Consider the following 21,662-nt stretch of genomic DNA (forward strand, 5'->3'; position numbering starts at 1 on the left):
TAAAGACATAAAACGAAACATGAATATTATCGACATTGCCTACGAGGTTGGCTATAATAACAAGGTAACTTTTAACAAGGCATTTAAAAAAGACACCCTATTAACTCCCAGTCAATATCAAAAAGAATTTGCTTTTAATTTTAGTGATACTCAAAATTAATTGTTCAATAATAAGAAACTCACTTTAGAAACTATTTTTACTAAAAAATAATCGTTACCCAGATTAACCAAATTAGTAAGCATCAATTAAAAAATCTTTGCATTTCTTCTATTAAAAAGACTTTCAACCAATAATCCTATATCTATTTTAGAGATATAGGATTATTTAATTACAAGCTTCTTTATTTATTCTTAAATAGAATAAATAATAACAATTTTCAATATAAACTAATTCTCAAAAAAAAGCCCTAAAACAAAAAATAAATACCATAACAATACAAGTAAAAAAAAAGTAATATTTATTCGGGAAGGTAAACGTTTATAAGGCTTACCCTAAAAAATGTTAAGAGCCTGTTAATTTGTATTTGACTAATTATAATGTACAACGATTCCTGATAGCACTACTTCTAAAAACTAAAGAAAATTTACCACACTTTCAAATTAGACCTTAATCTTCTCTTAGTATTTCTAATACGCTCTTCAGGATTGCCATTACATCTATAATTCATAACTAACTCTTAAATAATTTAATATGAAAAAAAAATGTATTTGGGTGTTTATGCTTACTCTATTTAGCGTATCGTGGGCATACACACAAGAAAAAACTGTTACTGGTACTGTAGGCGACCAAAATGGTCAACCCCTTCCAGGCGTAAACATTCTTGTTGAAGGAACTACTACTGGTACTCAAACAGATTTTGATGGTAAATATGCCATTAACACCTCGCAAGGACAAGCACTTATCTTTAGTTATATAGGACTAAAAGATTTTAAACAAACTGTAAGTTCCAGTAACGAAATAAATGTTACAATGGAAGAATCAACAGAAGCTCTTGAAGAAGTGGTTGTTACCGCTCAAGGCATTAGACGTGAGAAAAAAGCGTTAGGGTATGCTGTTACCACTCTAAAGGGTGAAGACGTAGCTAAAAGGCCTGAAACAGATGTAGCCCGTGCCCTTTCTGGTCAAATTCCAGGAGTAAACATATTGGGAGGAAGTGGTATTGCTGGTAGTGGTACCAATATAACCATTAGAGGTTTTTCAACTATGACAGGTGACAACCAACCACTAATTATAGTAGATGGAGTACCTTTCTCAAATGCTTCTAACGAAACTAGCACATTTTCTACCAGTGAATCTGGTAATAACTCCGCTAGTAGATTATTAGATTTAGACCCAAACAATATTGCCAACTTAAGCGTTCTAAAAGGCTTAAGTGCAACAGTACTTTATGGAGAACAAGGAAGAAACGGTGTCATACTAATTACAACTAAAAGTGGCTCTTCTACCTCCACACAAAATAAATTAGAGGTTTCTATTAATTCTTCCTATTATATTGAAGAAATTGCATCTCTACCTGATTATCAAAACAGATACGGAGGAGGATGGCAACAGAGTAGAGGAAAAGCTTTTAGTAACTGGGGAGCTGAATTTACTTCGCCTTACGAACAAATATTACATGTATATTCTGGAAATGCCTTTAGCTCAGTGCAACAAGGAGGCGGAAGCTTCGATGCTTCTTTTCCTCAATTCACAGGATTAACCACCTATGAATACAAACCTTATGACAGTGTTAAAAACTTTTTTGAAACTGGTTATACTGCCGTAAACAATATAAATGTATCTAAGTCTACAGAAAACGCAAGTTTTAATCTTAGCTATTCTAACAGTGACCAAAAAGGTTTTACACCTAACAACACATTAAGAAGAAACAACTTTAGTGTTGGTGGAACTGCAAAACTTACTAATAAATTTACTTTTAGCGGAACTATGAATTACGTTAATACGGATAAGAAAAGTCCTCCTAATGCAGCTAGTACTGGCTCTAGTAATGTTAGTTCTGGCGGGTCTGGTATTTTCGCAAACGTACTTTACACACCTAGATCTATAGATTTAATGGGACTTCCTTTTGAAGACGATCAGCACAGAAGCGTTTACTACCGTACTACCAATGGTATTCAAAACCCAAGATGGACAGCTGAAAATGAAATTGATGCAGAAGTTACAGACAGGGTTTTCTTTTCCATGTCTGGTACTTATAAATTTAATGATTGGATTTCTACAACATTCAGAACTGGTTTTGACGGTTATAATGAAACTTCTTCATTTAGCGTAAACAAAGGCGGAATTTATCTTCCTGATGGATTATACTACGAATCTAGAAACACTGGAAAAATATGGGACCACTCACTTCTTGTTAATTTCAACAAAGATTTCAGTGACAATTTTAACCTAAGTGTAGACGCTGGTTTTAATGCAAGAAGAAATACTTTCACTTCCTCAAGTGTTCAATATGACAAGCAATTGGTTTACGGATCCTTTTTTGCTAATAATTTTGAAGACAAAGTCGCTACCGACCTTTTTCAATCCCAAGAAAATGTTTATGGAGCATTCGCATCAGCAACTTTTGGATATAAAAATTATGCGTATGTAAATGTTGCAGGAAGAAACGATTGGGCATCAACACACGAAAGAGGTAACAATTCATTGTTTTACCCTAGCGCAAGTTTATCTTTTATACCTACCTCAGCATTCGCAGGTCTAAAAAGTAATAATGGTTTAAACTATTTAAAGCTAAGGTTAGGTTATGGTAGTTCTGCTAACTTTGCAGACCCTTACGTAACACAAGATCGTCTAGGTGTTTCCGCAAAAGCATGGTTAGACAAAAACGGTAGCCCTGTTAATATTAATGGTAGCCCTGTTAACATTAATGACAGTGGAGTTAATCGTTTAGGAAACCCTAATCTAACACCAGAACTTGTAACTGAAGTAGAATTAGGACTAGAGTTAAAAGCTTTCCAAAATAGAATTGGATTTGAAGCTAGTGTCTATTCTAAAGAAGCTACAGATCAAATACTAGATAAACGCTTAGACCCGGCAAGTGGTTATACCGTAACTGCAATAAATGCTGGTAAATTAAAAACAGAGGGAATTGAGGTTGGTATTAATACTACTGCCATTAGAACAGATAACTTTAACTGGAATTTTACCATCAATTATGATGCTTATGAGAGTATTGTTACCGAATTACCTGGCGGCGAAGAAGATGCCTTATTCTTAACAGGGCCTTTTTCTAACTTAGGAAATTTTGCTATTCAAGGAAAGCCCTTTAATATTATGCAAGGAACTCTTGTTCAAAGAGATTCTAACGGAAACCCTATAGTTGGTAATGACGGATTATACTTAACAGAAGATAAGTTAGGTATTATTGGCGACCCAAATCCAGATTGGCGCGGCTCCTTTATCAATAACGTATCCTATAAAGGATTAACCTTCTCCATGCAATGGGATTATACCCATGGAGGAGATATGTATTCCGCAACAGCAAACACTTTAACCATTAGAGGATTAGCAGGCGAGACAGATTTTGATAGATCCATACCGGTTATTGCTTCTGGTGTAAAACAAGACGGTTCCGTTAACGATATTCAAATAACTGCGAATGATCATTATTGGGAAAACTATGGTCAAGATGAGTTCAAAGTATATGATGCTACACATTTAAGACTTAGAGAGTTATCATTGTCTTATAACTTACCTTCTAAAATCATAGACAAAACCCCATTTGGTAAAATTTCTATAACAGCTACAGGAAATAATTTATGGTTTAAGGCTTTCAACTTTCCTGATTCTATAAATTTTGACCCTTCTGTATCTAGTGAAGGCGTTGGAAACTCAAGAGGTTTTGACCTTCTAACAGGTCCTACTGCAAAACGATATGGTATTTCCTTTAGAGCTTCATTTTAACAATAAAAAAAGATAATAATCATGAATATAAAACATAAAATATCCACGATACTATTTGCCATTTCAATGGTATTAAGTAGTTGCGAATCTATTGATTTAGATGTCAATAAAGACCCAAACAACGCATCGCCGGAAAACTCTGATATTAATTTGTTAACGAATGGAGCTATATTAAACTTTACCTCATGGATTGGCGAAGAAGATGAAGACAATCGCGAAGGATTTCAAGCAGGAATGCAAGTAGTAAGAATGCTACATATGTATGGACCATTATATGAAAATGCATTTGAACCAGGTGACTTTGATGATATTTGGAGACAATCCTATGCTGGACACTTAACAGACATTAATACTATAAAAGGGATTGCTAATGAAAATGGACTTACACATCATTTAGGTGTTGCCCAAATATTAGAATCCTATACACTTACTGTATTAGTAGACTATTTTGGTGATGTACCATATTCTGAAGCCTTTACTGGGGCAGATAACTTCAATCCATCCGTTGATGATGATGAAATGGTATATGCTAAAGCACTTTCCTTATTAGATGAAGCTATCGCAAATCTTGCAACTTCTCCTGCGACAAGTATAGCTTCTACCGGTGATTTATTCTATTTTGGAGATATTGACAAATGGACAACACTAGCAAAAACATTAAAACTTAGAATTTATAACAATACTAGGTTAGTAGATGCAAATGCTCTCTCCGAAATAAACGCACTTCTTGCTGATGGCGATTTAATCGACTCTGCAGATGAAGATTTTACAGTTTTTTACGGCACAAATTCTTCTTCTCCAGATATAAGACACCCACAATTCATTAATAACTATGAAAATACACCAAGTGGAGAATACATGTCTATGTATTTTATGAACCTAATGGTTAATGAATTTAATGAACCTGACCCTAGAACTAGATATTATTTCTACAGACAAACAGATACGTATCCAGAAGCAGATGCACAAGGTATTTTTGATTTTCCATGTTTAGCAGAAAGCTATCCTACTCATTACACGCCTGGAGTTGATCCTTTTTGCACTTCTATTGGAGGCGGATATTGGGGCAGAATTCATGGAGACGCACAAGGTCTACCATCAGATTCGGATAAAATAACAACATGGGGTACATACCCTATAGGTGGTAAATTTGATGATAATTCTTTTAGTGCAGTAACTAAAACATCTGGAATGAGCGGTGCCGGAATTCAACCTGTACTATTATCCTCATTTGTCTATTTTATGAGAGCAGAGGCTGCTTTAACACTTAACACTACAGACGATGCAGCTGCAATGCTAGAAGCAGGAGTACGCGCCTCTATAAGCAAAGTAACTAGTTTTGATAACACCATTACAAGTACACTAGCCCCCTCTACCACGGATATAGATGATTATGTAACAGAAATAACAACTACATATGCTGCTGCTTCTGATAATGAAAAGCTGAATATAATTATGACTCAAGCATATATTGCCTCTTGGGGAAATCCTATTGAAGCATATAATAATTATAGACGTACTGGTATGCCTTTAAACATACAACCTACACAAACATCATCACCAGGGGCATTCATTCGTTCTTTTAAATACCCTTCGACAAGCATCAACAACAACCCAAAAATTAGCCCAAAGGCCAATCAATCTGTTAAAGTATTTTGGGATATAAGTTCAACAAATCTAGATTTTTAAAATATTATCCATATGAAAAAAATAATAAAATTTATAGCTATTCCATGTGTTTTCCTTGGGTTTCTCTCTTGTGAAGATGAGGATAAAGCTCGCATATCTCCTTATGAAAATGAATTAAAAGGAGCTTTCTTTAGAACCGTTGATGCAGGCGGAGTAATTAATAGAACCGATATTGCTGGCTCTACTTTCTCCATAACAGGAGAATTAATTGCAGAGAATACTGCTGATGTCGCTAATATTGAACTAATGGTTCAATTTGTTGACCGAACAACAGATGGAGACCCAGATACAAATGATGATAATTCTATTGACCCTGTTTTAGTTAAAACAGCAGATATTACATCTTTTAATACAAATGACAATGGTTTTCCTGAAGCAAATTTTAATGTAGCCATAACTGAAGCTACTACTGCACTAGGCTTAGATTTAGACCTAATAGATGGTGGAGATCAATTTCTTTTCTTAGTAGTTATTAATATGACAGATGGAAGAAAATTTGAAAAGAAAAACTCTGGAGATAGTGTAACTGGAGAATTATTTTTTAGCTCTCCTATGACCTATACTGGATCTGTAGTTTGCATTCTTCCTACCCCACCAACTGGTGATTGGGTTATTGAAATGACAGACAGTTATGGAGATGGCTGGGATGGCGCATTAATAACGGTATCAATAGACGGTACTGACACAGATTATACTGCTGTAGATTTTGGAACCAACCACACTATAAATGTTCCAAACGGAACCACATCTTTAACATTCACATATACTCCTGGTAGTTTTGAGTCTGAACATTCCTTTATTATCAAAGCTCCTAGCACTAACATTGTTTCTGAGCAAGGCCCTGGACCAACTGCAGGGGAAATTACTCTTAACTTATGTAATGAGTAATGACTATATAAAGTAGCAAATTTAAACGGCTTCTAATCAGAAGCCGTTTTTATTCTAAACAAAGTTTACCAAAAAAAGTAAACTTAAAGTAATTATTTATCGGATTAGGAAACGTTTATAAGGTTTAACGCTTTTTTAAAGAGCAAACCTTTTCTTTATACAACCATTAAAAAACAATAGTAAAGCAGCCCTGATAACCAACTTCTAAGAAAAAAATAATGTTTTCATTTTAGTCTGGTTTTTTTATTTGAATTAGCTATCAAGAATAATCAGGGCTGTATTTTACTAACACTAAGAACTAACAACTCCCTTCTTCTTCCTTTAAAAAGAGTAAAACTATCCTAAAAACCAGAAAGATAGCCAATAACCATATTATTGTACAATTTAGGTTGTTCTACATTAACCACATGGCCACAATCTTGCACTACAAATAAATTAGAACTACTATGTTTGTCCGCTATTTTACGAATAGCAGGTAAGAAAAGATAATCCTCTTCTCCCATTATATACAGTGTTGGTATTTTTATTTCTGCAGATCTAAAGAAACGTAGCATCGGGTTTATCTCCACCGCCAATCTAAACCATTTAAGAAATTCTTCCTTATATAATTTCTTAGATTCTTTTATAAATAAATTACGAGACTCCTTATGGTTCTTATAAGGCATTATTAAAAAAGTAATAACATTATATAACTTATGATATGGCACCACCTTTTTAAGCAGCATACCCATACGTAGAATTAATCGAGATTTAAAACCCAATTGCATAATTGCTCCACCCATTACCATACTCTGTACTCTTTCTGGGTGTTTTTCCGCCAATGTTCGTATTATAATGGTTCCCAGAGAAATACCTATAAAATGCGATTTATCAATCTTCTCATAATTTACAACCTCTATTATATCTTCAGCAAGAGAATCGAAAGTATATAAATCATTTAGTTCTTCTACAAAATCAGAAGAAACGGAAGCTCCATGCCCTTTTAAATCTAATAAAAGTACATTAAAATGCTTCTTAAATTCACGCACTTGTTTATGCCATATTATGGAACTACCTCCGGCTCCATGCACAAATGTGACCCAAGTATTAGAATTTTCGTGTATATATTTAGTGTAACTAAGCAAAGTGTTCTCTTACGTACTCTTTTTTGAGCGGAACACAATGTATTAAAACTTTTTCTACTTTCGATGAAATACACTTTTTTTTAACACACTTATTGCTATTATCCCCTTTAAAATGTTTAAAAATTGCAAAAAAAGATAAATTACCCAAATACTAGTTGTACTTCATAGTAGACGCTAGTCTAAATCCTAATTCTGATCGTATATTTGTATACACATTAACTACAACTATGGAAAAACAATATTGTAAAGTTGGGGCTACCAGCCCTTTAGACAGCGGAAGTCAATCAATTTCTTTATTAGAGTATCAATATCAAAACTTTATGGAGAAAGCTAGTAACATAAAATATTCCGATTCAAAGCTTGGAGCGTTTTTTGAATTAAAAGCTAAAAAAATAAAGAAAGACTTAGAAAGTTTAATGTAACAATTATTTTAATTGTTTCAATTCTACTGCCATTTGTGTTTGTAATGCCAATGCACTTTCTGCTGCTTTTTCAGCAAAATCTATTCCTTGAGAAGCATATATTATTCCTCTAGAAGAATTTACTAGTAAACCTACTTGGTTATTCATACCATACTTACAAACTTCTTCTAAACTACCCCCTTGTGCACCAACACCTGGAACTAGTAAAAAACTTTGCGGCACTATTTTTCTTATATCTGTTAAAAAGGTAGCTTTAGTAGCTCCTACAACATACATTAAATTTTCAGAATTTTCGTAAGTAACAGAAGTCTCTAAAACTTCTTTATACAATTCTTTACCATCTATAAGTTTTGTCTGAAAATCAAAAGCCCCTTTATTAGAGGTTAACGCCAGCAGTATTGTATGCTTATTTTTAAATGCTAAAAATGGCTCTACTGAATCTTTTCCCATATATGGCGCAATAGTAACCGAATCGAATTCCATGTCCTCAAAGAATGCTTTAGCGTATCTTGTAGATGTGTTTCCTATATCTCCTCTTTTAGCATCTGCAATGGTAAAAATCTCTGGATACTTTTCATTTAAATACTTTATTGTCTTATCCAAAGCTATCCAACCTTTAATACCGTAGGCTTCATAAAAAGCAATATTGGGCTTATACGCTACACACAAGTGCTGTGTAGCATCAATAATCGCTTTATTGAAAGCGAATAGGGGATCCTCTTCTTTTAATAAATGAGATGGTATCTTCTCTAAATCGGTATCTAATCCTATACACAGAAAGGATTTTTTTAAATGTATTTGCTGAACTAATTCTGCTGTTGTCATTCTGTCTTAAAAAATTCCCGAAGCTTCTTTTAATTTCTCCGTGTTCTCTACTAAACTAAGTTCATCAATTATTTTTTGAATATCACCATTGATAATATTCTGCAAATCATATAACGTTAATCCTATTCTATGATCCGTTACTCTTCCTTGCGAGTAGTTATACGTTCTAATTTTAGCAGAACGATCACCACTACTTACCTGTGAGTTTCTTTTTGCAGCATCTTCTTCTTGTTTCTTGGCAAGCTCTTGATCATATAAACGAGAACGTAGTACTTTAAAGGCTTTCTCCTTATTTTTATGTTGCGATTTTTGATCTTGACATTGTGCCACCAAACCTGATGGAATATGCGTTAAACGAACGGCAGAATAGGTTGTGTTTACCGATTGCCCACCTGGACCAGAAGAACAGAAAAAATCTATACGCACATCTTTTGGCTCTATTTGCACATCAAATTCCTCTGCTTCTGGAAGAACCATTACAGTAGCCGCACTTGTATGCACTCTACCTTGAGTTTCCGTTTGTGGTACTCTTTGTACACGGTGAACGCCAGCTTCAAACTTTAGCGTACCATAGACATCTGCCCCACTAACCTCGAACTGAATTTCTTTATACCCACCATTGGTTCCTTCACTTAAATCCATAACGTTGGTTTTCCAACCTCTAGATTCGCAATACTTAGTATACATTCTAAATAAATCACCTGCAAAAATACTAGCTTCATCACCACCTGTTCCTGCACGTATCTCTACAACAACATCTTTAGCATCTTCCGGGTCTTTTGGAATAAGCATTAATTTAATATCGTCCTCTAATTTTGGTAAAGATTCTTTAGCTTCGTCTAATTGCATTTTGGCCATCTCTACCATTTCGGCATCACTACCATCTGCAATAATCTCCTGTGCTTCTTCTATATTATTGGTATGTTCTATATATTCAGAACGCTTTTCCATTAAATTTTTTAGATCTTTATATTCTTTTGTTAATTGAACATAACGCTTTTGATCCGAAATAACATCTGGTTGTATGATGAGATCCGAAATCTCATCAAAACGTTGCTTAACAATATTTAATTTGTCTATCATAGCCTATCATCACTTGGATTGCGAATTTACAATAAATTTGAGGATTTAATAATATTATGCAGTCAAGTTGAAACAACTTATCAGTTTTTAAAATGTATTTATTTTAAAATTACATTATCTAAAATTAGACCATTTGTTTTATAGATTTTATTATTATCGTCTATAAAAATAGCTTCTGTACCTCCCAGTTGATTAATTAAAGATACTCCTTTATCTAAGCCCAATACAAGAACAGCTGTAGCTAAAGCATCACACAGTTCCGCGCTTTTAGCGAATACTGTTGCTTTTTTTAAACCTCTTACAGGAGCTCCTGTTCTAGGGTCTATAATATGACCATATTTCTGCCCTTTAAAACTCACATATTTTTCATAAACATCTGTGGTAGAAGCAGAAGATTCTAGTATTGGTAGCCAAGTAAGTATTTTATAATTGCTCGCAGGATCTGCTACACCCAACAACCATTTTTCACCACTTACTTTTGTTCCCCAAGTAGTTATATCACCAGATGCATTAATAACTCCTGCAATTACCTGGTTAGACATTAAAAGGGCTTTTGCCTTATCTACAGCATACCCTTTACCTATTGCCCCAAAAGAAATACGCATTCCTTTCTTTTTTAAAAATACAGTTTGTTTTTCTTTATCTAGTAGAATATTTTTATATCCCACATTCTTAATAGAACTTTTATTTTCCTCTTTCGTAGGCGGATATTTCATTTCACCATTAAATTTCCAAACATTTTCCGTAGATGCAAATGTTATATCGAAAGCGCCATCCGTTATTTCAGCAATTTGTATTGCTCTTTCTATCAATGCAAACAATTCTGTTTTAACTTTTACTGGTTTTACACCAGCATTTACATTTATTTTATAGGTTTCTGAATCGGAATCCCAAGAAGAAATTAATTTGTTTATTCGGTTAATCTCAGCAGTTGCTTCTTCTATATTTATATAACCAAGCTCTTCATTTACCGCCACCACCGTAATCCCAAAAGATTCGCCCATCAGGGTAATATTCTTTTTAACAGTAACGTATTTTTTCTCTTGACTATAACCCACGACAACCAAAAAACTAAAAAACAAAGCAATAAAGGTCCTCACTAGTTATCTTTTTTTTATAGAATTAGATTTGGGTATTTTCCTATTTCAATACAATATTATCTTACTCGAACACTCGTAAAATATCTCCTGTTTGTTCTATACTGTATATCTTAAGATTATTCTGAGTCACCTGATTTGTTGGTGTTCCATTTTGAGAAAATTTAGAACCATGAACATCACAATAAAAAAGATCTTGATCCGCCTGAAAACGTACTTGATCATAACCTTCGTGACTACATATTTGACTAGCAGCAACAAAAATCCCTGCTGCATTCTTAGCTACGACCACCAAATTTTTTAAAACAAAACCTCCTGGATTAGCCAATTTACTTGCTTCTTCTGAGTTTAAATCTATAGTAAAGTCAACACCAGTTGGCTCTGTAACAATAGTTCCATTATCTGAGTCTTTAGAACACCCTCCCAAACAAGGAAACATCACCGCAAAAGCAGCTCCTGCTCCTATACTTTTTAAAAATTCTTTACGTTCCATAACAAACCTATTTACTATGTAAAACGGCAGAATAATCGTATTCGTATGCTTTAATAAATAAAGGTTCCAAACTCGCTTTCAATGGTCAATTTTTTAGAAGAAAAATCTTCCACTCTTCCTATTATTTGAGCCTCCACATTAAACTCTTTTGCTATTTTAATTAAATCTTCAGCAATTTCAGGGGTAACATACGCCTCTAATCTATGCCCACAATTAAAAACTTGATACATTTCTTTCCAATCCGTATTAGATTGCTCTTGTATTAATTTAAACAATGGTGGTACAGCCAACATATTATCTTTTATAATATGTAAGTTATCTATAAAATGTAAAATTTTAGTTTGCGCTCCTCCACTACAGTGAATCATCCCGTGTATATCATCGGAAGAATACTTCTCTAATATTTTTTTTACTATCGGCGCATACGTTCGTGTCGGAGATAAAACTAATTTACCTGCATTTATAGGAGAGTCCTCAACGGCATCTGTTAGTCTTACATTTCCAGAATAGACTAAATCTTCTGGAACAGAGGCATCAAAACTTTCTGGGTATTTGGTTGCTAAGTATTTAGAAAACACATCGTGCCTTGCTGAAGTAAGACCATTGCTCCCCATTCCTCCATTATATTCAGTCTCATAAGTAGCCTTCCCATACGAAGAGAAACCTACAATAACATCGCCTGCTTTTATATTAGCATTATCTATTACATTGCTTCTTTTTAAGCGAGCAGTAACGGTTGAGTCCACAATAATAGTACGGACTAAATCCCCTACATCTGCAGTTTCTCCTCCTGTAGAATGAATAGTAATACCATGTTCTTTTAAATCGGATATTAGTTCTTCTGTTCCATTTATAATTGCAGAAAGAACTTCTCCTGGTATTAAATTTTTGTTACGCCCTATAGTAGAAGAAAGCATAATATTATCTGTTGCTCCAACACAAATAAGGTCATCAATATTCATAATTAAAGCATCTTGTGCTATACCTTTCCAAATAGAAACATCTCCCGTTTCTTTCCAGTACATATAAGCCAACGAAGATTTTGTTCCTGCGCCATCTGCATGCATTACCAAACAATAGTCTTTATCATTGGTTAAATAATCTGGCACTATTTTACAAAATGCCTTTGGAAACAACCCTTTATCTATATTTTTTATGGCATTATGCACATCTTCTTTGGATGCGGAAACCCCTCTTTGATTATATCTTTCGCTATTTGATGAACTCATTACTTAAATATTTGTGACAAAAATAATAGAAACACTATAGATGCTAACTATAATTAATAGTTAATATCCATTATTTAATAAACAACAACTCTCTATACTTTGTTAATGGCCATAATTGATTATCTATTAATTGTTCTAATTTATCACAATGATATCTTATTTCATTAAAATACGGTTTTACATTTTCACAATAAGCATCTGCTTTCTTAGAACTACTTGTTAGCTTATTTGCTTTTTTACGGGTATCTGTCATATTATCCGTTAACTTTTTTAATGCTACTAAATGTTCTGCTATTTCTTCTATGACAGTAAGCTGGCCATCTGCCAATTTTTTATATGCTGCTCCATAAATATCTTTTAAACCTATTACATTTTGAATTAACTTGTTTTGATATTCTATAGTAGATGGCAAAATATGATTATACACCAACTCATTTAACACCCTTCCTTCTATTTGCAAATGCAATATATAAGATTCTAACTCTACTTCTTGTCTGGCTTTAATTTCTACCTCGCTCATTACTTTTGTCTCTTTAAAAAGAGCTATAGTATCTTTAGAGGTGAGAACTTTTAAGGCCTCTGGCGTAGTTTTATTATTACTCAATTTTCTTCTTTTTGCCTCTTTCTCCCACTCTTCGCTATACCCATCACCATCGAAACGAATTCTTTTAGACGTTTTAATATATTCTCTCAACACATTAAATATTGCCTCATCTTTCTTTAGACTCTTCTTATCTACTAAAGCATCTACTTCCTTTTTAAAATCTCTTAATTGTTTAGCAACAATCGTATTTAAAACGGTCATTGGTTTAGCACAATTGGTTTTAGAGCCAACGCCACGCATTTCAAACTTATCCCCAGTAAAAGCAAAGGGAGATGTTCTGTTACGATCTGTATTATCTAAAAGAATTTCTGGAATTTTACCAACAACATTAAGTTTTAACTCTGTTTTCTCCTCTGGAGAAAGCTTTCCTTTAGACACCCCTTCTAACTCATCTAAAACTCTACTTAATTGAGAGCCGACGAATACAGAAAATATGGCAGGTGGCGCCTCGTACACCCCAAGTCTATGGTCGTTACTTGCAGATGCTATAGAAGAACGCAATAATTCTTCATACGTATTTACTGCTTTTATGGTATTTACAAAAAAGGTAAGAAACTGTAAATTTTTCATGGGTGTAGAACCAGGACTAAGCAAATTAACTCCTGTATTTGTAGCTAACGACCAATTATTATGTTTTCCGGAACCGTTTATATCTGCAAAAGGTTTTTCATGAAAAAGCACTTTAAAATTATGCTTATCTGCAATTTTATCCATTACATCCATTAGCAAAAGATTGTGATCTACTGCTAAATTAGCTTCTTCAAAAACTGGCGCTAGTTCAAACTGATTAGGAGCTACTTCATTGTGTCTTGTTTTAACAGGTATACCAAGCTTAGTACATTCTTGCTCTAACTCACTCATAAAAGATAAAACCCTATTAGGAATTACTCCAAAATAATGATCTTCTAATTGCTGCCCTTTTGCTGCTGAATGCCCTACCAATGTTCTTCCCGTTAAAACAATATCTGGTCTAGAATTTGCCAAGGCTTTATCTATTAAAAAATACTCTTGCTCCCACCCCAAAGTAGCACTAACTTTAGATACTGTTTTATCAAAATACTTTGCAACAGCCGTAGCTGCCTCATCTACCGCATGCAGAGCTCTTAACAAAGGTGCTTTATTATCTAATGCCTCTCCTGTATAGGATACAAAAACGGTTGGCACACACAGAGTAGTACCATATATAAATGCAGGCGACGTAGGGTCCCATGCTGTGTAACCACGAGCTTCAAAAGTATTTCTTATTCCTCCGCTAGGAAAACTAGAAGCATCGGGCTCTTGTTGCACCAATTGCCCTCCTCCAAATTTTTCTAATGCCGTACCATCTTCAAGCAAATCTAAAAAAGCATCGTGTTTTTCTGCAGTACTACCAGTTAAAGGCTGAAACCAATGCGTATAATGAGTTGCCCCCATAGATATTGCCCAACCCTTCATTGCTTCTGCTACTTGATCTGCAATTTTTCGATCTATTTTAGTTCCAGAAAAAATAGCCCCTTGCACACTTCCTAAGGCATCTTTAGTTAGGTATTGCAACATTTTACTGGCATTAAAGACGTTTGTACAAAATAATTCCGAACGTCTTCCGTTCTCTTCAATCGTTCTACTCTCTCTTTTTGCACTTTCGGAAATTGCTTCAAATCGTATTTTGGACATAATATCTGGTTCTAATGAATAATCAAATTAATTATATACCAAAATTACTATCAAAAATTAGATATTTAACAATTTCCCCTGTAAAAATTAGGGTTAAAAGTAAAAATTGATGATTTAAATAGATTTACCCCCTTAAAATTTAGAACGTAAGAGCAAAAAACATATTTTTGTTGGAATCTAAAAGAATTACAATACTATTATTATGGCAAAAATTAAATTAGAATACATTTGGTTAGATGGTTACAAGCCAACTCAAAACTTAAGAAGTAAAACTAAAGTTGAGGAGCATGATGACTTTAAAGGAACAATTGAAGAACTAGGATTATGGTCTTTTGATGGTTCATCTACACAACAAGCTTCTGGAGGATCATCTGACTGTATTTTAAAACCAGTTGCAATTTACCCAGACCCTATTCGTAGAAATGGTTGGCTAGTAATGACAGAGGTTATGAACTCTGACGGAACTCCGCATGCATCTAACGCACGCGCAACTATTGAAGATGATGATAATGATTTCTGGTTTGGATTTGAACAAGAATACTTTATTATGAATACAGATACTGAATTACCATTAGGCTTCCCTAGAGGCGGGTACCCAGCCCCACAAGGAATGTACTACTGTTCCGTTGGAGGAAGACATACTCATGGACGTGATTTAGTGGAAGAGCATGCTGATTTATGTATAGATGCTGGATTAAACTTTGAAGGAATTAACCAAGAGGTTGCATCTGGACAATGGGAGTACCAATTATTTGCAAAAGGAGCTAAAAAAGCAGGAGATGAAATCTGGGTTTCTAGATATTTATTAGATCGTTTAACTGAAGGAAGGGGAATGTACATTGAGTACCACCCAAAACCATTAGGTGATACGGACTGGAATGGATCTGGAATGCACGCTAACTTTTCTAACACTATCTTAAGAACTTGTGGTTCTAAAGAAAAATATATTGAAATATGTGAAGCTTTCCGCCCACTAGTAAAAGAGCACATCGAAGTTTATGGCGAGCATAATGAGCAACGTTTAACTGGTAATCACGAAACTGCATCTATCCATGACTTTTCATGGGGTGTTTCAGACAGAGGAGCATCTATTCGTATTCCAATTATCGCTGTAGAAAAAGGATACAAAGGATGGTTAGAAGACCGTCGTCCATCTTCAAACGCGGATCCATACAAAGTTGCTGCAAGAATTATTAAAACTGTTAAACCAGTTAAATAATCTTACCCATTTTATAATATTAAAAAGCTCCTTTGCATACGCAAAGGAGCTTTTTAATATTAGGAGTAATTTGTATTCCTTACTTAGGTCTAAAATAATATTCTTACCTACATTACTGTTAAATAAACAAATGTAACATACAACCCTAGAAGCACTATACCATCTCGCCAACCTAAACGCAAACCTCGTGGAATAAAAACAAGAGGCAAAATTAAGAAGGAGATTCCCAGCATCCAAAAAATATCAAAATCTAACAAACCTCTATCTACAACTTTAATTGGAGTAATAATTGAGGTAATTCCTAAAACAGCCAACAAATTAAAAATATTAGACCCTATTAAATTACCCACAGAAATTGCTTTTTCTTTCTTTAATATTGCTATGATAGATGCTGCAAGTTCAGGGATACTTGTTCCTATTGACACAACAGTAACACCTATAATTCTTTCACTTACTCCAAATGTTTTAGCCATACCTACAGCTCCATTTATTAAAAGTTCTGAACCTCCCCAAAGAGCAACACCACCCAAACCTAAAAAGAGTACTACCTTGTATAGCTCCATTGGTTTGTCTTCCTCTGTCTCTTCTTCTTCTACCGCTGGCTTTTGAAAACGCAATAAGTAAACCAAAAATAGAAATAAAGAAACAACCATAATTACTCCTTCATACGATTCTAAAACACCATCAAAATATATAAAACCAAAAAACATTACGGAAGCCAACATCATTACAGGCCAGTCTGTAGTATAAAAACTTTTTCGAATATCAATAGCACCTAACAGAACCGTTATACCTAAAACCAACCCTAAATTTGCAATATTAGAACCTATTACATTACCTAAAGACAAATCTGGGAACCCATCTAAAGCAGCATTAATACTAACTATTAATTCGGGTGCTGAAGTTGCAAAGGAAACCACAGTCATACCCACTACTATTTTAGGAATGTTTAGCTTATAAGAAAGTGCAACTGCCGATTTTAATAACCAATTACCTCCCGCAATTAAAAGCACCAACCCTCCTGCTATATAAAGCAAATTCTGCATATTATTTTTTACGCAAATATAAGTGAAGATTTCTGTACTAAAACATAATTTTAATTGTCTGAAAATTCAAAATTTCATCCACTAAAATAACAACCAGACTTTCCTGAAAATAATGGAAACACAAAAAAGACCGTTAAAAATAACGGAATCCCCCTTGCCTTTCTAAAAATCCCTAAAAAAGCTCCTAGTATTATTACAAATAAAAACAAAAATACTATATACGATTACACTATATAACACAAATAAAGATAAAAAGTAAAATATTAAAATTATATTCATCTTTTTTATTAAAATAGTGTATTTACTTGTGTCGATTTAACTAAAATCTCTTGGAAGTGGGTGTTTTATTTATATATATTGATTGAATAATCGATTATTACATTTCATTTTTATTAACCTTTAAAACCAAAAAAAATATGATTACGCTCGCAAAGATTTTGTTGTTATTTATTATATCTATAATAATTTTTATTTCTTAAGCTGTATCATATAGGCCTATACAAAGCTAGACTGCCCTTTGGCAGTCTTTTCTTTTTAAAAAAAATTTCCTCTTTTTATTTAGCCAATTTTATAAAACCAAATAGAAGAATCATCTTTTCTCATTACTCTAGCCACTTTCTAAAATCTGATGTGGTGGATGAACTAGTCATTACTTTTTTAGTACATCCTTTTATACTTATGAGTAATCGATTTTTAAAATAGCTTTCTATTTCTTCTATAAAATCCATATGTACCATTTCGCTTCGATTGATACGAAAAAACTTTTTGGGTGGTAACTGTTCTGTAATACTGCCAATAGTTTGTGAAATAGGATGTCTTTTTCCTTCCTGGTCAACCGCTATACAAAAATCTCCTGAAGCTTCAATCATACTTATTTCTGAAGTATTCAATAGTTGAATACCTTTCGGACGTTTTATAACAAAGCGTTTTTTATAATGGGCCTGCTCTTCCTGTAAAGCTATTTTTAAGGCCTTTAAAGTTTTATTATTCAAATCGCTACTATACCTGCTTTGTTTAAAGAGAGATTGATACTTTTCTAAGGCTTTACTAAAATCATCTGCAGAATATGGTTTTAATATATAAGCGATACCGTTTGTGTTGAATGCCTCAAATAAATAATCATCATGTGCAGAGCAAAATATAATAGGACAACTAACTTTCACAACTACTTTATCTAAATTTTGAGTTTCTTCTTTCAAAGTAAAATCTACTTTGAAATTAGCTCTCGCCAATTGAAATTCATCAGACTTTTTAGTTTCAAATCCTAAAACCGATACCTCTATGATATATTTACCATCTTTAATACTTTTGAACTTATAACTACCTTCTTCATTACTGACTACACCTGTGATTGCCTCTTTATTTCCTACTTCATAAATAATAATATTCGCTAATGAAAGCTGCGCTTTTCCAGTATCCGTAATAGTACCCTGGATGGTGTTCTGAGCATGGATAGCTATTGTGATGAATAGCGCTGAAAAAAAAAGAATGATTTAAATTTCATAACTGGTAGTTTTTTAATTAATGCTGTAAAATTATAAACACCTCTTATTATTCAAAATAGATTCTGCCCAGTCAGGGTAAAAACAAGCTAAAGTGGGTTTGTTTAGATTTTTGCAAAATATTATAGCACCTATTTCCCTATCTTCATTAACAATTTAGGCTAGGTTATAATATAAACATGTACTATTTTAACCTAAATACACAGTTATTATTCCATCGAATTTTAGAGATTTTTTTTGAACAGCAAAGCTTCTTTTCAGTAAGAGATTACAGACACATTACTGAGAACAACTACCTCATAGTCTTCAATATAGAAAGACAAACAGCAAAAAAAGTAGACAAAAATTATCATGTCCAAAAATGTAAATAATATGGATATGAGATTAAGAAAATTTATGGATTCTTTTAATGAGGTAGCGTCCAAATATCTTCAAAACTATTTAAATTGGTTCTTGGTACTCGAAAAAAAAAGAACACTACTAATAAAATGACAACCGTTGCTATTATTGTTTTAACCCCTAACCAAGCTTGGATGAAATTCAAAAATATTGCAATAAATAATATGTTTTTTAGAACTTAGAAAAGAAGCCATGGGTAGTCAATTTGATATTAAAGAATTTCATAAGCAATTCTTAGAAACTGGTTGCGCTCCATTAATTCTACCAGAAGACAAGATTAATAATTGGAACAGCTAACTATTTTTATCTTATTTTTAGAAAAAGTAATTTTTATGAAACTTGCATTTTTTAGGTTATTAGCCAAAATAAACAAAACAATACTCCCTTCTTTTTCTAAAAAACAACTAGACCTTTCTAAAGCTTCTAAATTGGAATTAGCAATTATTGGTTGGCGATATTGGGTAACCACCAAAGCTTTAAATTAATAATGCAATAGAGAAGAAATTTCATAACCCTGTAATTTTTTATTTCCCTTTAAAAAATCTAATTCTAATAAAAAATTGCACTGCACAATTTCACCTCCCAATTTTTCTACTAACTTACATACTGCTTCCGCAGTTCCACCAGTTGCCAAAACATCATCATGTATAAGCACTTTATCCCCTTTAATAATGCTGTCTGCATGTATCTCTAAAGTATCTGTACCATATTCTAAATGGTACGTTTCGCTTATTATTTTCGAAGGTAACTTTCCTGGTTTTCTAACAGGAACAAATCCGGCATTTAATTCTCTCGCCAAAATAGGAGCAAAAAAGAAACCTCTACTCTCCATTCCTACTACTTTATCTACTTTACAGTTCTTCACCAAATCTAACAATGCATTTGCAGCATAATCTAATGCTCTAGCGTCTTTAAGAAGTGGCGTTATATCTTTAAAAACAACACCCTCTTTAGGGTAGTTTAAAACATCTCTTATATATGTATTTAAATCCAAGGTTATTCGTATATTTTTTTACCAATACTATCTAAAGAAATTGCATGAACACCTTCTTTATAATCCTCTAATTGACTAATTAAAAGTTCTGCCGATTTTTCCCCTAAGAACTTCCCTCTTTGCGAAATTGGCTGCACCCCTTTCATTGCCTCAAAAGTTGATTTCCTATTAGAAAAACCATAAATAAATAGAGAATCTTGGTCCAATAATTTTCTAGTCCCCTTAAACACTAAAATAGTCTCTAATAAATATTGATTCATTACTATTAAAGTAGTGTTCGTATTCTCTTTTACCTTTTTTATAACAGCACTTGCAAAAGACTCCTCTCCGTTAGACTTCATAACTTCATAGTCTGCAATAGCATGAGAACTCTCTAGAGCATCTAGAATACCTTTCTTTCTTTTATCCAAATACATTTCATTAGAGAAAGAATCTACCACAATCACAGATTCTTTATGAACAATTTCTAAATTCTTTATAGCATTATAAGCTTCCTTATAAAAATCTATACTAACTTTATTAAAAATTAAATCCTCTGGGACTTTGTTTGCCAAAACAGTTGAAACCCTTCTATTTTCTGCTCTTTGAATATGACTGTAATCTTGTAATGTTAAAGTCTCATCCGTTAAAGAAACAATAATACCATCTACTCCTTTTTCTAATAAAATATCAATATTATGCGCTTCTCTTTCTTTACTGTAATTTGACGTAGACAAAATTGCATTGTACCCCTTAGAATAGGCTACTTTTTCTATTCCGATAAAAAGTTTTGCCGAAAACCTATCTAATACACTAGGTATAACCACGCCAATGGTTTTACTCTTTCCTTTTTTAAGACTTAATGCTAATGGGTTAGGTCTATAATTAGTTTTTCGCGCAGCTTCCTTTACCCTATTCTTAGTGATTTCACTTATCTCTAAACTATCATTCAATGCTTTGGAAATTGTAGAGACAGATAAGTTCAACAATTTGGAAAGATCTTTTAAGGTAGTGTTCTTCATAAAAGTATTATATAATATGGCTTTTTATATGACAATTAAACCTTACCTATTTAGGTATTGTTTACTATGCTTCTCAAAAATACAACAGAAATAAAGGTTAACCCCTAGTATTAGGACTGAAATTTACATTTATTACTTTAATGCTCATATTTTTTAATATTTTACCACATCTTCTTTTGTCACAATTATAAAAAGAAATATATTTGCAGCCCGTTAAAGGGGTGTATAACGGCCTCGTGGCGCAACTGAATAGCGCACTTGATTACGGCTCAAGAGGTTACTGGTTTGAATCCAGTCGAGGTCACAAGTTTAACTCTCTTAAAGAGTCTAAACCCTGCAAATTTTATGATTTGCAGGGTTTCTTGGTTTTTAGAGCATCATTTAAATTGATTTGATTTGATGCTAAAAGGGAATCAATAGTGATTTCTAATGTTTTTTTTGCATTGTCATTAGACCAGAATCTAACCTCTAGTGCTTTACAATAAATTAA

Annotated in this window: 18 protein-coding genes, 1 tRNA gene and 1 pseudogene; 9 read left to right on the plus strand and 11 right to left on the minus strand. The window is 33.3% G+C overall.

The window, feature by feature from the left end; translation table 11 throughout:
• Nucleotides 1-7: 7 nt before the first annotated feature.
• The 4 genes from QZZ51_RS10680 to QZZ51_RS10695 all read left to right on the plus strand — a co-directional run bounded on the left by QZZ51_RS10680 (nucleotide 8) and on the right by QZZ51_RS10695 (nucleotide 6,481).
• Complete coding sequence (locus QZZ51_RS10680; protein WP_291869465.1) at nucleotides 8-160, plus strand: AraC family transcriptional regulator; 153 nt, start codon at nucleotides 8-10, stop codon at nucleotides 158-160.
• Nucleotides 161-691: 531 nt separating this feature from the next.
• On the plus strand, nucleotides 692-3,904 hold the full coding sequence (locus QZZ51_RS10685; RefSeq protein WP_291869434.1) for a SusC/RagA family TonB-linked outer membrane protein: 3,213 nt from the start codon (nucleotides 692-694) through the stop codon (nucleotides 3,902-3,904).
• A gap of 21 nt (nucleotides 3,905-3,925) precedes the next feature.
• On the plus strand, nucleotides 3,926-5,593 hold the full coding sequence (locus QZZ51_RS10690; RefSeq protein ID WP_291869436.1) for a SusD/RagB family nutrient-binding outer membrane lipoprotein: 1,668 nt from the start codon (nucleotides 3,926-3,928) through the stop codon (nucleotides 5,591-5,593).
• Between the two features lie 12 nt (nucleotides 5,594-5,605).
• Nucleotides 5,606-6,481: a hypothetical protein gene (locus QZZ51_RS10695; protein WP_291869438.1), complete on the plus strand. Its 876-nt coding sequence runs from the start codon at nucleotides 5,606-5,608 to the stop codon at nucleotides 6,479-6,481.
• A gap of 341 nt (nucleotides 6,482-6,822) precedes the next feature.
• On the opposite strand, the gene QZZ51_RS10700 is transcribed toward QZZ51_RS10695, so the two are convergent.
• Nucleotides 6,823-7,605, minus strand: a complete 783-nt coding sequence (locus QZZ51_RS10700) for an alpha/beta hydrolase (protein WP_291869440.1) — start codon at nucleotides 7,603-7,605, stop codon at nucleotides 6,823-6,825.
• Between the two features lie 227 nt (nucleotides 7,606-7,832).
• On the opposite strand from QZZ51_RS10700, the gene QZZ51_RS10705 reads away from it, so the two are divergent.
• Complete coding sequence (locus QZZ51_RS10705; protein WP_291869441.1) at nucleotides 7,833-8,027, plus strand: hypothetical protein; 195 nt, start codon at nucleotides 7,833-7,835, stop codon at nucleotides 8,025-8,027.
• 3 nt (nucleotides 8,028-8,030) lie between these two features.
• On the opposite strand, the gene pyrF is transcribed toward QZZ51_RS10705, so the two are convergent.
• The 6 genes from pyrF to QZZ51_RS10735 all read right to left on the minus strand — a co-directional run bounded on the left by pyrF (nucleotide 8,031) and on the right by QZZ51_RS10735 (nucleotide 15,011).
• Complete coding sequence (gene pyrF, locus QZZ51_RS10710; RefSeq protein WP_291869444.1) at nucleotides 8,031-8,852, minus strand: orotidine-5'-phosphate decarboxylase; 822 nt, start codon at nucleotides 8,850-8,852, stop codon at nucleotides 8,031-8,033.
• A gap of 6 nt (nucleotides 8,853-8,858) precedes the next feature.
• Nucleotides 8,859-9,935 (minus strand): peptide chain release factor 1, encoded by a 1,077-nt coding sequence (gene prfA / locus QZZ51_RS10715; RefSeq protein ID WP_291869446.1) that lies wholly within the window; start codon nucleotides 9,933-9,935, stop codon nucleotides 8,859-8,861.
• A gap of 98 nt (nucleotides 9,936-10,033) precedes the next feature.
• A complete protein-coding gene (locus QZZ51_RS10720) occupies nucleotides 10,034-11,035 on the minus strand; it encodes an FAD:protein FMN transferase (protein ID WP_291869448.1) in 1,002 nt (333 codons plus the stop codon).
• A 61-nt stretch (nucleotides 11,036-11,096) separates the two neighbouring features.
• Nucleotides 11,097-11,525, minus strand: a complete 429-nt coding sequence (locus QZZ51_RS10725) for a Rieske 2Fe-2S domain-containing protein (RefSeq protein WP_291869450.1) — start codon at nucleotides 11,523-11,525, stop codon at nucleotides 11,097-11,099.
• Nucleotides 11,526-11,575: 50 nt separating this feature from the next.
• Nucleotides 11,576-12,754: an AIR synthase related protein gene (locus QZZ51_RS10730; RefSeq protein ID WP_291869452.1), complete on the minus strand. Its 1,179-nt coding sequence runs from the start codon at nucleotides 12,752-12,754 to the stop codon at nucleotides 11,576-11,578.
• Nucleotides 12,755-12,824: 70 nt separating this feature from the next.
• Nucleotides 12,825-15,011: a glutamine synthetase III gene (locus QZZ51_RS10735; RefSeq protein ID WP_291869454.1), complete on the minus strand. Its 2,187-nt coding sequence runs from the start codon at nucleotides 15,009-15,011 to the stop codon at nucleotides 12,825-12,827.
• Nucleotides 15,012-15,213: 202 nt separating this feature from the next.
• Between QZZ51_RS10735 and QZZ51_RS10740 the strand changes: the two genes are divergently transcribed.
• Nucleotides 15,214-16,230, plus strand: coding sequence for a glutamine synthetase beta-grasp domain-containing protein (locus QZZ51_RS10740; protein ID WP_291869456.1), 1,017 nt, complete (start codon nucleotides 15,214-15,216; stop codon nucleotides 16,228-16,230).
• 107 nt (nucleotides 16,231-16,337) lie between these two features.
• Here the strand turns inward: QZZ51_RS10740 and QZZ51_RS10745 are convergent, their stop codons facing one another.
• Both QZZ51_RS10745 and QZZ51_RS10750 read right to left on the minus strand, forming a co-directional pair.
• Nucleotides 16,338-17,276 carry a calcium/sodium antiporter gene (locus QZZ51_RS10745; protein WP_291869458.1) on the minus strand — a complete coding sequence of 313 codons (939 nt, stop codon included), beginning with the start codon at nucleotides 17,274-17,276 and terminating at the stop codon, nucleotides 16,338-16,340.
• A 602-nt stretch (nucleotides 17,277-17,878) separates the two neighbouring features.
• Nucleotides 17,879-18,769 carry a LytTR family transcriptional regulator DNA-binding domain-containing protein gene (locus tag QZZ51_RS10750; RefSeq protein ID WP_366511970.1) on the minus strand — a complete coding sequence of 297 codons (891 nt, stop codon included), beginning with the start codon at nucleotides 18,767-18,769 and terminating at the stop codon, nucleotides 17,879-17,881.
• Nucleotides 18,770-19,125: 356 nt separating this feature from the next.
• Between QZZ51_RS10750 and QZZ51_RS10755 the strand changes: the two are divergent.
• Both QZZ51_RS10755 and QZZ51_RS10760 read left to right on the plus strand, forming a co-directional pair.
• Nucleotides 19,126-19,243: pseudogene (locus tag QZZ51_RS10755) on the plus strand (IS1595 family transposase); the annotation flags it as partial.
• 266 nt (nucleotides 19,244-19,509) lie between these two features.
• Nucleotides 19,510-19,662, plus strand: a complete 153-nt coding sequence (locus QZZ51_RS10760; protein ID WP_291869460.1) for an SsrA-binding protein — start codon at nucleotides 19,510-19,512, stop codon at nucleotides 19,660-19,662.
• Here QZZ51_RS10760 and QZZ51_RS10765 read toward each other — a convergent pair.
• Both QZZ51_RS10765 and QZZ51_RS10770 read right to left on the minus strand, forming a co-directional pair.
• The gene (locus QZZ51_RS10765) at nucleotides 19,659-20,171 is read right to left on the minus strand and encodes an adenine phosphoribosyltransferase (RefSeq protein WP_291869461.1); all 513 of its coding nucleotides are present in this window, start codon (nucleotides 20,169-20,171) and stop codon (nucleotides 19,659-19,661) included. The genes QZZ51_RS10760 and QZZ51_RS10765 overlap by 4 nt on opposite strands.
• Before the next feature lie 2 nt (nucleotides 20,172-20,173).
• Nucleotides 20,174-21,172: a LacI family DNA-binding transcriptional regulator gene (locus tag QZZ51_RS10770; RefSeq protein WP_291869463.1), complete on the minus strand. Its 999-nt coding sequence runs from the start codon at nucleotides 21,170-21,172 to the stop codon at nucleotides 20,174-20,176.
• A 230-nt stretch (nucleotides 21,173-21,402) separates the two neighbouring features.
• On the opposite strand from QZZ51_RS10770, the gene QZZ51_RS10775 reads away from it, so the two are divergent.
• A tRNA-Arg gene (locus QZZ51_RS10775) sits at nucleotides 21,403-21,476 on the plus strand.
• Nucleotides 21,477-21,662: the final 186 nt, after the last annotated feature.

Source organism: Maribacter sp. (assembly GCF_016744255.1).
Classification (GTDB): Bacteria; Bacteroidota; Bacteroidia; order Flavobacteriales; family Flavobacteriaceae; genus Maribacter_B.